Source organism: Acinetobacter sp. 24-47-39, assembly GCF_056783825.1.
Map to the genome: position 1 here is coordinate 74,412 of NZ_JBWYIP010000009.1, position 13,022 is coordinate 87,433.

Sequence of the window (13,022 nt, forward strand, 5' to 3'; positions counted from 1 at the left end):
TGGAGCACGTTATGTCTATTCAATGTCAACCAACAGCTTTGGTTGGTGCAATCGCTATTGCGATGGGTTTTACTACATCAGTTTTTGCTCAAGAACAAACAACTTCTAATGCAACTTTAGAAACTATTGTAATCACAGCTACTCGCTCAGAAGAAAAGCTTGAAAACGTACCTGCACGTATTTCAATTATCCAGCCACAGATTCTCGAACAGTCACCAATTAAAGCTCTGCCAGACCTACTTAAAACAGATCCTAGCATTAACGTGGTTCAATCTGGCGGTTACGGTCAACAAACTTCAATTTTTTTACGAGGCACGAATTCAAATCAAACTCTAGTGCTACGTGACGGCGTCCGCTTAAATACAGCGACAACTGGTGCTGCCTCGATTCCATTTTTAGACACCACCGATCTTAAACAAATTGAAGTTCTAAAAGGTCCAGCATCTGTACTTTATGGAACTGATGCAATTGGAGGGGTGGTTCAATTTGTCACGCGCACACCAGAAAAAACTACAGCTTTTATTACAGGTGAAATTGGTGAAAATAACACCTATAAATCGATTGTTGGCGCAGATTTAGCTGAAAATGGCATCTATGCACAAGTTCGAGGTCAAATATTAGAAACTGACGGTACGCCAGTATTTAATATGAATGATAAACGTAACTATAGCTTTGATCAAAAAGGTTATAGTGCCAAGTTTGGTATAGATCAAAAACGTTATGCTGCATCTTTAGATTTCAGTCAGAACTCAGGAAATGGGGAATACAACAACTGGGGTACATTCTCAAGTCAAGATTTTGAAAATGAAATCATAAATGCAAAGGGACGCATTAACCCAACTGATCAGCTTGAAGTTCATGCACGTTTATCCCAATTTAAAGATGATTTGGAGCAAGTAACTTCTAATAGTTTTGTACACAGTACGACTCAAGAGGCTGAGCTTTATAGCAAATGGAATTTTGTACCAGCCCAAAATATTCTAGTTGGTGTGACCCAACGTAATACTGAAGCTAAAACCGATGCATTAAACGAAGATATTAATTCAACAGGTTACTATATTCAGCATCAATATCAAGCCGATGGCTTGAGTACGCAAGCTGGCATCCGCTTAGAAGACAATGAAAAGTTTGGTTCACACACAGTCATGCAGGGTGCACTCAGATACCAATTGCTTCCTACAACAAGTATTTACACCAATATTGGCACTGCATTTAAAGCACCTACATTAAATGATCTATATGCCTATGGTGGTAATGAACAACTTAAGCCAGAAGAAAGCATTTCTTATGAAATTGGTATTGATCAAAAACTCCCACTTAATATTTCATTGGGTGCTTCTGCTTTCTATACCAAAGTTGATAATCTAATTAATTCAATCTGCGTCAGTACTTGTGATGGCGATTGGGTGAATACGTTCCCAACTTACCAAAACCAAAACGTTGATAAAGCACAAATGACAGGCGGTGAATTGACAGCACAGTGGACAAATGATCAGTACTTTATCAATGCAGGCTATACATATATCAAAACTGAAGATACTGAAAAAAATACTGAGTTATTACGTCGTCCTCGTCAATCAGTTACTGTTTCAGCAGGTTTACAAAATGCAAATTATGGTTTAAGTGCTTCGCTCGTTGCCAAATCAAAAGCAAAGGATTTTAGCCAAGATATTCCAGGATATGCTCGAGTAGACTTAAATGCATTCTGGAACCTTAACCCGCATGTAAAACTGTTTACCAATATTGAAAACGTTGGTGATGTGAACTATAAAACTGTTCACAGTGCTGGTGAGCAATATTATGTCAATGGTGGACGTTTAGCTTCTGCTGGTGTGACATTCAGATACTAAGCATTCTTTGACTCATAAATACTTTTGAGAATCATGTCATGCCTATGGCATGATTCTTTTCATATCTAGCACTTAAAAAAATTTAAAGGAAACCTCATGGGTCACCGTTTAAGTAAAATTTATACCCGCACGGGAGATACGGGCACTACCGGACTAGGCGATGGTTCACGTGTACCTAAAGATGATTTACGTATCGATGCGTTAGGTGATGTCGATGAACTCAATGCGACCATTGGTGTATTACGTTCGTACATTGCTTTAAGTAGCATTGAAGACAAAGCTCAATGGGATAAATCACTCAGTCTGATTCAACATTGGTTATTTGATTTAGGCGGCGAAGTCTGCATTCCTGGATTTAACTTGGTTCAACCAGTATGTATTGAATTTTTAGAAAATGATATTGATCGTATGAACGAAGCATTACCCATGCTAAAAGACTTTATTTTGCCAGCTGGTACATTAGTCTGCAGTTTTGCTCATCAAGCACGTGCTGTCTGCCGTAGAGCTGAACGTAGCGTGATGTCTGTTCATCAACGTGATCAAAATATCCAAGCCACATCATTACAACTTTTGAACCGCTTATCTGATTGGTTATTCGTCGCATCTCGTACCTTACAACGTGCTGAAGGTGGCTCAGAAGTGCTTTGGCAAAAGAATATCAATGAGACAATTGAGCCCTGACCTTAAAAGTGTAAAAAAGCTCTTCATGTTGATTGCCCCATCCACTTAAAATGCTTTTTTGATCAAAATTTTGATTTAAAATCGTCATATTTCATTCATGATTTAGCACTAAAATCACCCTGAAATTTCAGGGTGTTTTATGAAAATAATTGGTCATCGTGGTGCGCGTGGGGAAGCACCTGAAAACACCCTCGGTGGATTTCAATATATTCAAGATATTGGTATCCGCGCTGTAGAATTTGACGTTCGTCAACTCAAAGATAATGCGCTGATCGTGATGCATGATGATGACTTTATTCGTACTACAGGCCAAGCTAAACATTTATACGAATGTGATGAGCAAGATTTAGCGCAGTATAATCATGCCGTAACGTGGTCTGAATGGAATAAAGTCGAAGCTACACCGCTACTCGACCAAACCCTCAAAATTATTCATAATTTTAATCATATTGAAGTTGAGGTCAAAGCTGTTGAATCGATGAAGGCCGCAGAAAAGATTGTCGAAGCCTTAGATCAACAATTAATAGGCTTTGAAGATTCCGCCATTATCACCAGTTTCGATCCTAAAATTCATCAAGCCCTTCAAAAGCAAAAATCAAGGTTTAAGCGTGGATTACTGGTTGAAACCGATATAAAGCATGCAGCCATTGATCAAGCTTTGAAATTTGAATGTTGTCAAATTGGTTGGATGAACGAACTTGCTACAAATGAGATCATTGCCTCCACACTTTCCGCAAATTTAAATATTAGTATTTGGACAGTCAATCATATAGATCGTGCTAAACAGCTTAAGGATTTAGGAGTTCAAGGCTTAATTACTGATTATCCCAAGTTAATGATGTCTCACCTATAATACTTTCAAATTCAAAAACTTATTTGATTATTTTTTCTAATTTGTTTTTTGGAATTCGTCCAAAGTCGAATTTATACAATGATGTATTCTGTTACGGTTTAAACAATACAACTGTACAATAATGCTAGTGAACACATGTTCGCCCATGTTAGTATTAACGAGTCTAACCTCACAAATTTGTGAGTGGATTTAGTTTTAACCTATTAAAGGTTCTAGGAGTGCTGTTGGAGATGAATGCTCCCCTACCCAAAGCCCCAATCAACTGGATTGCAGTATTTGCATTGGTGTTTTTACCTATTGTCGCCGTTATTGCGATTCCACTTTATGCTTATCATCATGATTTCTCGCTTGCTGCGTGGATCAGTATGTTTGCGCTGTTGGGTCTGAGCAGTCTTGGCATTACCGCAGGTTATCACCGCTTATGGGCACATCGTGCTTATGAAGCGACTGTACCACTCAAAATCATTTTAATGATTATGGGAACCTTTGCTGTACAAAACAGCATTTTGTATTGGGCCTCAGGTCACCGTACCCATCATCGTCATGTTGATGATGTAGAAAAAGATCCCTACTCAATTAACAATGGCTTCTGGTACGCGCACATCGGTTGGATGCTACGCAACTATCCAGCAGCTGAAGCAAATTACAAAAACGCCCCTGATTTATTGGCTGACAAAATTGTCATGTTCCAAGATAAATATTACATCCCTCTCGTGATTGTCGTTCATGCCGCTATTCTTCTTCCTATTGGATGGGCAGTTGGTGATGTCTGGGGAGTGTTATTGTTGGGTGGTTTAATGCGCTTAATTTTAAGCCACCATGTGACTTTCTTTATCAACTCGCTATGCCATATGTGGGGCAAACGTCCGTACACAGATGAAAATACTGCACGTGACAACTTTGTTCTTGCTATTGCGACTTGGGGTGAGGGTTATCATAACTACCATCATATCTTCCAATACGACTATCGCAATGGCGCAAAATGGTGGCAGTACGACCCAACTAAATGGTTGATCTGGACGTGTTCAAAACTAGGGCTCGCAAAAAACTTACGACGTATTCCAAGTTTTAATATTAAAAAAGCTGAGCTTGCAATGAAGTTTAAATATGCCCAACAAGATCTCGCTGTTTACGGCCATAACGTGAATGATGATATCGTGACAGTTAAAACAAAAATTGCTCAAGAATATGAAGCATTTACGCAAACTTTAAATGATTGGGCGAAGCTTAAAGAGCAAGAAATTAATGCCAAAAAAGCAGCTGTTGCTGAAAAAATTCACTTAATGGATAGCAAACTGAAAGTTGAATTCCAATTGGTTGAACAACGTTTATCTCATCATAGAGAGACATTGAACTTATTGGTTCGTAATTTAAAGAAATCACCAGTATCTGAATAACTCATTCAAGAGACTCTTCAGTTACTCCAAAGCTCCGTTGATCGGGGCTTTTTTTATTTTTTCGATACCATTTCCAATGTAGCAGTCACAGTTTTATGTATCGAATTTTGCTATAGTCAAAGTTGTTCATCACATTTTGAAAAATTATATGCAGTTCAATTCTCGCTATAACACACTACCCGCTCGACTGTATCATCATCAACAACCTCTTCCGCTAAAAGGGGCTAAACCTGGTCATTTTAATGAAGCACTTGCAGATGAGTTACTGTGGACTCAAGAAGATAAGATGAACTGGGTAGAAATCTGTAGCGGGCAAAAAACTTTTGCTGAGTTTGAACCTTTGGCGATGGTATACGCGGGTCACCAATTTGGACAATGGGCTGGACAGCTTGGTGACGGTCGCGGTTTACTCATTGCTCAAATCCTGGATCAAAATAACAACACGGTCGATTTACATCTTAAAGGTGCTGGCTCTACCCCCTATTCTCGGAGAGGCGATGGTCGTGCAGTGTTACGTTCCGTTATTCGTGAATATTTGGCTGGACACGCCCTCAATGCCCTAGGTGTTCAATCCAGTAATGCGATTGGTTTTGTATCATCAGATCAAGGTGTACAACGAGAAAAACTTGAACGTGGCGCGATGATGTTGCGTACGTGTGATACACATATTCGCTTAGGTCACTTTGAGTGGATTAATCAATTTCAGCCAGATCTACTGCAAGAATTTACACAAAAGTGCATTGAATGGCACTACCCTGAATGTTTGGAGACAGAACAACCTGTTCTTTCTTTTGCAACTCAAGTCATTCAACGTACTGCGATCATGATCGCCAAGTGGCAACTGATTGGTTTTGCGCACGGGGTCATGAATACTGACAACCTGAATATTACCGGCTCAACTTTAGATTTCGGACCTTATGGTTTTATGGAGCGTTTCCGTCCTAATTGGATCAACAATCATTCTGATTACCAAGGACGCTATACGTATCAGAACCAACCGAGTATCGGGCACTGGAATTTATGGACTTGGTTAAATAGTCTCATTCATCTTTGTCCAGAAAATTATGATCGAGAGCAATGGAAACAAGACTTGTCTTACTGTTTAGAGCACTATGAACCAACGTTCCTGGAACACTATAAACTTGGTTTAAGTCAAAAAATGGGATTACCAAGTTTTCATAAAGATAGCTTTGATTGTGGTATGGCTTTTCTACATATTTTACAAACAGAACAACTTGATTACACCCAAAGTTTTATTCGTTTACAGAATAAAGCGTATGAACAAATCAAAGATGATTGCCTTGATCGTATCGCATTTGAGCGGTTTCTTCACCAATATCTCTCAATACGGGAAAATCAAGACACTGACGATCTCGATCAAGCGATGTTAACAGCCAATCCACACTACGTTCTACGAAACCATATGGCACAGAAAGCAATTGAACTTGCTGAACGTGATGATTTCTCTGAAGTTGATCGCTTGTTCAAACTTCTTCAAACACCATACACCAAACAAGAACATCTTGAACAACCAGAAGACTTAGGCCCTTTAGCTAGCGACGTCCCTGAAATTCAAGTCAGTTGTTCATCATAAGTTATTCACAAACCTCTCTCATTCTGTGGATAATTTAATCATTATCCACAATACCCATTCGTTTTTACTATGCATTTACATCAATTGGCAGCATCACAAGCTTTAAAACTTCCTGAAGTCACTGTCAGTCAACCGTTTGGTGAGGGATGTGATGTTTATAAAATTATGGATAAAGTCTTTTTGCTCGCATTTCATTTACAAGGCAAAGCTGCGATTAATTTAAAAGTCGAACCAGATCGTGGACATATGTTAAAAGATATTTATCCTTATATTCGATCTGGATGGCACATGAATAAACGACACTGGGTTTCAATCTATGATGAATCTGAATTGGATGAAGAGCTTATCAAAGATTTGATCTCCAACTCCTATAATCTTGTGGTATCGAAGCTTAAAAAAGCCGAACAAAAGCATATCGCTTTACTCAGAGTCATTTGAATAAAGTTAAAAATTGCTTTTCTATAACAATAATTACGCTAAATTAATAAATAGTAGTAATACGAAAAACTTATTCTATATTTGGGTTATATCATTACAACTCTATGAGTACGATATTCATTATGGATATAGAACAACTTTTTGGATTATCAACTCAGATGATCTTAGAGCTAAAACAAGAAATTATTAATAGTGACATTATCGATTGTGGGCCGCGTTTGGACTTAGTTAAACAATGTATTTACATCTCATTTGAGCATGGGCTTGGAGTAAGTGGTTTATTATCTTCAAATCTACCAACACAAGCTATGATTCTACTTAGATCACAATTTGAAGCTGTAGTCAGAGCATATTGGTTATTATTTCTTGCAAGTAATCATCAAATATCAAAATTGCAATTTAGTTACACATTTGAAGAGCAATTTGAATTCGACACATGTCCAATGATTTCTGAAATGCTTGATAAGCTTGGTGCTTCAAACTTACCTGCTCAGCCAATAATTCAGACCCTTTGTGATTTCAAAAAATATCATTTGAAGCAACTTAACTCCATAGTACATACTGGAAGACAGTCATTTACTAGAGATGTTATGGGATATGAAGATGAGATGCTGATCACCTTGATGCGCCAATCAAATAACTTAATAACCGTAGCTGCACAGATAATGTTAAAGCACACAGTTCCTGATAAACAAAAATATATTAGTGTTTTGATCGAAAAATATAGATATTGCTTTTATATGGTTGATGATGTTGATCCTATAGTAAAAGCTAGAGTCGAAGCTTACTTTAAATAAAAATACGATAGCCACCTCTAATAAGCTCATATCCTAACAAAGTTACATGAAAGTTGCATATGAAATGGCCAATTGTAGAGACCCTAACCAAAACCAACGCACCAAAAAAAAGCGAACTTCTAGATTCGCTTTTTTTATCACAAAGAATCAATCTTCAGGATATTCGAAACGATATCCCACCCCATAAACAGCTTGAACCCATTCATGGCGATTACCTGTTTCCGCGGCATCCGAGATTTTACGGCGCAAGTTTTTGATATGGCTATCAATCACACGATCTGCCACTTCAAAACTGTCTGGGTTGATATGATCCAATAATTGCGCACGAGAGTACACCTGACCTACGTGTTCTAAAAATAATTCAAGAAGTCGAAATTCTGTAGGTGTCAAATTTAAAGATTTGTTTTGATACCAAATTCGTTGTTGACCTTTGTCCATACGGAATAAATTATTTTCTTCAGGTTCTGCTTTACGATCTAAACGTCGCAACACTGCTTGAACACGAGCAACTAACTCTTTAGGGCTAAATGGTTTACAAACATAATCATCCGCCCCCATATTCAAACCAAGTACACGATCAATCTCTTCCGTTCGTGCTGTCACCATGATAATAGGCAAATCAGACTGCTCACGGACTTTACGGGTGATCGTGAGACCATCCATACGAGGTACCATCAAATCTAAAACCATTAGACTTGGTTTACGTTGTAAAAAGCTATCATAAGCCTCTTGACCATCGTGAAACATACTGACTTCAAAGCCAGCTGCTTCAAGATAATCTCGCACCAATTGAGCAAGTTCTACTTCATCTTCAACCAGCATCACATGTTTCATATGTCACCCTTCTTCAATTTAAAACGATTTCTTTGGAAATGTGAGGATGCAGCGCAATCCACCCAATGGTGAGTGGTCAAACTTCAAGGAGCCCTTCATGCCTTGTGCAATTTTGCACGATAATGCTAGACCTAATCCAGTTCCGCCAGTACTACGTGTTCTAGAATCATCCGCTCGATAGAAACGCTCACCTAAATGAGCCAATTGCTCATCAGTAAGACCTAATGGGCTATCGTCAACAATCACCGACCAAGTCTTATCGTTTTCGATCGTATGCACATGAATTCTTCCACCGGCTTCCGTATAGCGAATAGTATTACCGAGTAAGTTGACCATAATTTGTTTAAAACGATCTACATCTAATTGTAATTTCGTTCCATGCCCCTCTGCGCTAATCGTGAGATCGGCTTGTTCAAATTTAGGTTTGAAATTTTCAATCTCATTTAACACGACACTCCAAGGGTCAATTTCATTGAAATCAAAATTGAGTTGTTGTGCTTCAGCTTGTGCTAACGCAGCCAAATCTTGTGTTAATTTTTTCAGACTCGAAACTTGTGCCAACATTGAAGCAAAATGTTCAGGCGTTGGTTTACGTATTCCATCTTGCATTGCTTCAATTTGTGCTTGCAAAACAGCCAGCGGCGTTTTTAACTCATGCGAAGTGTCTGCAACCCACTGCTTTCTAGAATTTTCATGCTGATCTAGAATCACAGCTAACTGATTAATTTCAGTCGAAAGATCGCCAAGCTCATCGTTACGATTTACTTTCACCTGATGCTGAAAATTCCCTTTGGTTAATTCTCGTGTTGCATTTAATAAGCGTTGAATTGGCTTTCTAAAATAAGTTGCTAATAATAAGGCAGCAACCAAACTCGAAATAAATGTCAGAATATATATTAAAAATAAATAACGCTTTTGATTGCTAAAGAAATTAATACTTAAAGCATCATCTTGATCTAAAACAGGTCTTAGCCCGAGATACCCCACAATATTTCCATCAACTGTGATCGGTCGATACGACACCATATTCTCTGATGGTTCACCCAAGATAAACTGTTGTTTTGCATCATATAAGGAAAGTCTAGAACTTAAACCCAAGTGATCAGACATAGATATAAATAGTTTCTTGCCCTGCTGGTATTCAGAAGTTCTCAAACTAGAAAGCTTATTTTCATGTGATTTATCAGAACTGTTCGTGGTTCTTGTCTGATTCTGATTTGAACTTAATGGGAAACGCAATCCTTCAAATGGCTGAAATGCAGAAGGTAAATTTTCTTCTAAGACTTTCAGCTCTTCTGGACTAATAGTTTGCGTTCTTTGTGACTCAATTTCGCTAATTAATGTATGCTCTTTGAAATAACGCTGTTGCAATGCAATATCATATTGGCGACGTAACCACCAACGTGATAGTCGATCATAATCATCGGGTGCAGCTTCACCTTCAATTTGTAAAATCTGAGCTTGAACGGCATTGCCCCAATCTTGATAAACAGAGAATACGCCCGCTAAATTATCGATTAGATGATCAAGCTTTTGCATTTCTACATCAGCTACATATTTGGTGAAGTTTTTTTGCATCGTCCAATGCAGCACACTTAAGCTAACCGTCGTAATGAGCAATGTCGTTAACAGTACTGTAAAAAATAAGCGTAGTGCGATTGGTACGCGACGTATATTCAAATTGAACTCACATTATTTCTTCGTTTTTCAGTATTGTATCTAACACTGATTCAAAAAACTCTCCATTGTTTCTTCATCTTTATTATTTAATCTTTACCTATACCGAATCCAAACAACTTTGGGGATAAACATAATGAAAGCGATGAACAAAATTGTATTGGTGACCACTGGTTTAATCAGTATGGGCGCACTTACTGCATGTCAAACAACAACTCAAGCACCTCAAGAAGTTAAAAAGGGTCACTATGATAAAAAACATCATCATAAAGAACGTTTAACACCTGAACAACGCGAGCAATTCAAACAAGCGCGTGCTGACCGTAAAGCGATGATGCAGCAAATTCGTCAAGCATGCGACGGCAAAGTTGTAGGTCAAACTGTTCAAATCAAAACTGATAAACAAAATATTGATGGTACTTGTCATATCCGTTTCATAGCGGATCGTGCTGATATGAAAAAAATGCATGAGCAAGCACGTGCCCAATTTAAAGCTGAAAAGCCAACTTCGGCCCAAGCTAACCGTTCACAAAAAGGTGAACCGCTCACAGATGCCAAACGTGCTGAGCTTGTTCAAAAATTTGATCAACGTTTGATGCAACAGCAAGTTAGTCAAAATGCAAAACTTCAAGCATGCAATGGACAAACTGACGGTAAAAAAGTTCAAATCAAAGTGGGTGAACAGACTATCAACGGTGTATGTAAAGTTTATTTCAAACCAAATCAACCACTCGTTAAACCAGACTTAAAAAAATCCGCATAATTCAATTCAACTCACTACTAAGTGATTGAATATTAAAAAGGCGCATGTTGCGCCTTTTTTTATGTCATAACTTATTACGTTTTTGACTATTCTGTTCACATATAATTCACGAAAAAACTTTATACTCTAAACACTTAGCCAAAATTAATATTTTTTCTTTGACTTTACAGTCACACAGAATATGGCTATAAAACTTGTACCAAGCAATAACTTATTGCACGATGTAATAGAACAAAATAGGTGTCGTAGATGACACGACATTTTTTATTAGGATTATAAATCTGGTTTAACCAGTATTGAGGAACCCGATATGCCACAATACAAAGCGCCCTTACGTGATATGCAATTCGTTTTGCATGAATTATTAAATGCTGAAGAACACTTTTCAAAACTCCCTGCATTCCAAGAAAACGTAAGCCGTGAGTTGGTTGATCAATATTTAGAAGCTGCTGCAGATTTCTGTGAAAACGAATTATCTCCACTTAACCAAGTAGGTGACCGTGAAGGTTGTACTTGGAATGATGGTGTAGTTACTACTCCAACAGGCTTCAAAGAAGCATATAAAAAATATGTAGAATTAGGATTCCCATCTTTAGCTGCTGAAGAACAATATGGTGGTCAAGGTTTACCAAACTCTTTAGGCATTATCATTTCTGAAATGATCGGTTCTTCGAACTGGGCATGGGGTATGTACCCAGGTCTATCTCATGGTGCAGTTCGTACAATTGAACACCATGGTACGGAAGAGCAAAAAAATACTTACTTACCAAAACTAATTTCAGGTGAGTGGACAGGTACCATGTGTTTAACAGAATCTCATGCGGGTTCTGACCTTGGTATTATCCGCACAAAAGCTGAACCTAATGCAGATGGTAGTTTTGCGATTTCAGGTGAGAAAATCTTTATTTCCGCTGGTGAGCATGACATGGCGGACAACATTGTTCACATCGTTCTTGCGCGTTTACCAGGTGCTCCGAAGGGAACTAAAGGGATCTCATTATTCATCGTACCTAAGTTTAACTTAACTGCTGATGGTGAAGTTGGCGAGCGCAACGCTGTTCGTTGTGGTTCGATTGAACACAAAATGGGTATCCACGGTAACGCCACATGTGTGATCAATTTTGATCGTGCAACAGGTTACTTGATTGGCCCTGAAAACCGTGGTCTGAATGCTATGTTCACCTTCATGAACACTGCACGTATTGGTACAGCTGTACAAGGTTTGTCTGCTGCTGAATCATCTTTCCAAGGCGCTTTGGCATATGCGAAAGATCGTTTAGCAATGCGTTCACTTTCTGGTCCTAAAGCACCTGAAAAAGAAGCAGATCCTATTATTGTGCATCCAGCAGTTCGTAACTTAATCTTAACGCAAAAAGCATTTGCTGAAGGTGGTCGAGCTCTAGTGTATTACCTCGCTCACTATGCTGATATCGTTGAGAAAGGCGCGACTGAAGAAGAACGTAAATTTGCAGATAATATTCTGTCATTATTAACGCCAATTGCTAAAGCATTCTTAACTGAAGTTGGTTATGAAGCTGCAAACAAAGGCGTACAAGTATTTGGTGGTCACGGCTTCATTTCAGAGCATGGTATGGAGCAAATTGTTCGTGATACACGTATTGCTTGCTTATATGAAGGTACCACTGAAATTCAGGCACTTGATTTGTTAGGTCGTAAAGTACTGCAAACTCAAGGTGCGATGTTGAAAGATTTCACCAAAATCATTCACAAATTCGCTGAAGCAAACAAAGATAATGCAGACTTGAAAGAGTTTGTTGAACCTTTGGCTGCACTCAACAAAGAATGGGGCGATTTAACTATGCAGATCGGTATGCGCGCGATGCAAAACCCTGATGAAGTAGGTGCTGCTGCAGTAGATTACCTATACTTCTCTGGTTATGTAACGCTAGCATTCTTATGGGCTCGCATGGCTCAAGTTGCTCAACAACAACTTGCAGCAGGTTCAACTGAAGTTGACTTCTACAATGCGAAAATCACAACAGCTCGCTTCTACTTCAAGAAGATCCTTCCACGCGTTCGCTCACATGTTGACGTAATTGCAGGTGGATTAGAACCATTAATGACTTTGGATGCTGAACATTTTGCATTCTAATGATCCATATTAAATATGTGTAAAA

At 38.5% G+C, this 13,022-nt stretch carries 11 protein-coding genes; 9 read left to right on the forward strand and 2 right to left on the reverse strand.

Annotated elements, in window-relative coordinates; genetic code table 11:
- The first annotated feature begins 11 nt into the window (after nt 1-11).
- From AC1M9C_RS09575 to AC1M9C_RS09605, 7 genes are all read left to right on the forward strand, one after another.
- Nucleotides 12-1,850, forward strand: coding sequence for a TonB-dependent receptor plug domain-containing protein (locus AC1M9C_RS09575; RefSeq protein ID WP_481613341.1), 1,839 nt, complete (start codon nt 12-14; stop codon nt 1,848-1,850).
- A 96-nt stretch (nt 1,851-1,946) separates the two neighbouring features.
- The gene (locus tag AC1M9C_RS09580; RefSeq protein WP_481591709.1) at nt 1,947-2,531 is read left to right on the forward strand and encodes a cob(I)yrinic acid a,c-diamide adenosyltransferase; all 585 of its coding nucleotides are present in this window, start codon (nt 1,947-1,949) and stop codon (nt 2,529-2,531) included.
- A gap of 139 nt (nt 2,532-2,670) precedes the next feature.
- Nucleotides 2,671-3,384, forward strand: a complete 714-nt coding sequence (locus AC1M9C_RS09585; RefSeq protein WP_481953605.1) for a glycerophosphodiester phosphodiesterase — start codon at nt 2,671-2,673, stop codon at nt 3,382-3,384.
- A gap of 230 nt (nt 3,385-3,614) precedes the next feature.
- Nucleotides 3,615-4,781: an acyl-CoA desaturase gene (locus AC1M9C_RS09590; RefSeq protein ID WP_481953606.1), complete on the forward strand. Its 1,167-nt coding sequence runs from the start codon at nt 3,615-3,617 to the stop codon at nt 4,779-4,781.
- Between the two features lie 148 nt (nt 4,782-4,929).
- On the forward strand, nt 4,930-6,375 hold the full coding sequence (locus AC1M9C_RS09595; RefSeq protein ID WP_481591708.1) for a protein adenylyltransferase SelO: 1,446 nt from the start codon (nt 4,930-4,932) through the stop codon (nt 6,373-6,375).
- A gap of 69 nt (nt 6,376-6,444) precedes the next feature.
- On the forward strand, nt 6,445-6,813 hold the full coding sequence (locus AC1M9C_RS09600) for an MmcQ/YjbR family DNA-binding protein (RefSeq protein WP_481953607.1): 369 nt from the start codon (nt 6,445-6,447) through the stop codon (nt 6,811-6,813).
- Nucleotides 6,814-6,935: 122 nt separating this feature from the next.
- Nucleotides 6,936-7,610 (forward strand): DUF6988 family protein, encoded by a 675-nt coding sequence (locus AC1M9C_RS09605; RefSeq protein ID WP_481953608.1) that lies wholly within the window; start codon nt 6,936-6,938, stop codon nt 7,608-7,610.
- A gap of 147 nt (nt 7,611-7,757) precedes the next feature.
- On the opposite strand, the gene AC1M9C_RS09610 is transcribed toward AC1M9C_RS09605, so the two are convergent.
- Nucleotides 7,758-8,444, reverse strand: coding sequence for a response regulator (locus AC1M9C_RS09610; RefSeq protein ID WP_092767563.1), 687 nt, complete (start codon nt 8,442-8,444; stop codon nt 7,758-7,760).
- Between the two features lie 18 nt (nt 8,445-8,462).
- Nucleotides 8,463-10,124, reverse strand: a complete 1,662-nt coding sequence (gene baeS, locus AC1M9C_RS09615) for a sensor histidine kinase efflux regulator BaeS (RefSeq protein ID WP_035265564.1) — start codon at nt 10,122-10,124, stop codon at nt 8,463-8,465.
- Between the two features lie 133 nt (nt 10,125-10,257).
- Between baeS and AC1M9C_RS09620 the strand changes: the two genes are divergently transcribed.
- Together AC1M9C_RS09620 and AC1M9C_RS09625 are read left to right on the forward strand one after the other, a co-directional pair.
- Nucleotides 10,258-10,884: a hypothetical protein gene (locus AC1M9C_RS09620; RefSeq protein WP_481609070.1), complete on the forward strand. Its 627-nt coding sequence runs from the start codon at nt 10,258-10,260 to the stop codon at nt 10,882-10,884.
- Nucleotides 10,885-11,194: 310 nt separating this feature from the next.
- Nucleotides 11,195-12,997 carry an acyl-CoA dehydrogenase C-terminal domain-containing protein gene (locus AC1M9C_RS09625; protein ID WP_180028280.1) on the forward strand — a complete coding sequence of 601 codons (1,803 nt, stop codon included), beginning with the start codon at nt 11,195-11,197 and terminating at the stop codon, nt 12,995-12,997.
- Nucleotides 12,998-13,022: the final 25 nt, after the last annotated feature.

Excerpts from the sequence above, each read along its gene's own strand:
- AC1M9C_RS09575 (WP_481613341.1), top strand. The coding sequence starts at position 12 with ATGTCTATTCAATGTCAACCAACAGCTTTGGTTGGTGCAATCGCTATT.
- AC1M9C_RS09580 (WP_481591709.1), top strand. The coding sequence starts at position 1,947 with ATGGGTCACCGTTTAAGTAAAATTTATACCCGCACGGGAGATACGGGC.
- AC1M9C_RS09585 (WP_481953605.1), top strand. The coding sequence starts at position 2,671 with ATGAAAATAATTGGTCATCGTGGTGCGCGTGGGGAAGCACCTGAAAAC.
- AC1M9C_RS09590 (WP_481953606.1), top strand. The coding sequence starts at position 3,615 with ATGAATGCTCCCCTACCCAAAGCCCCAATCAACTGGATTGCAGTATTT.
- AC1M9C_RS09595 (WP_481591708.1), top strand. The coding sequence starts at position 4,930 with ATGCAGTTCAATTCTCGCTATAACACACTACCCGCTCGACTGTATCAT.
- AC1M9C_RS09600 (WP_481953607.1), top strand. The coding sequence starts at position 6,445 with ATGCATTTACATCAATTGGCAGCATCACAAGCTTTAAAACTTCCTGAA.
- AC1M9C_RS09605 (WP_481953608.1), top strand. The coding sequence starts at position 6,936 with ATGGATATAGAACAACTTTTTGGATTATCAACTCAGATGATCTTAGAG.
- AC1M9C_RS09610 (WP_092767563.1), bottom strand. The coding sequence starts at position 8,444 with ATGAAACATGTGATGCTGGTTGAAGATGAAGTAGAACTTGCTCAATTG.
- AC1M9C_RS09620 (WP_481609070.1), top strand. The coding sequence starts at position 10,258 with ATGAAAGCGATGAACAAAATTGTATTGGTGACCACTGGTTTAATCAGT.
- AC1M9C_RS09625 (WP_180028280.1), top strand. The coding sequence starts at position 11,195 with ATGCCACAATACAAAGCGCCCTTACGTGATATGCAATTCGTTTTGCAT.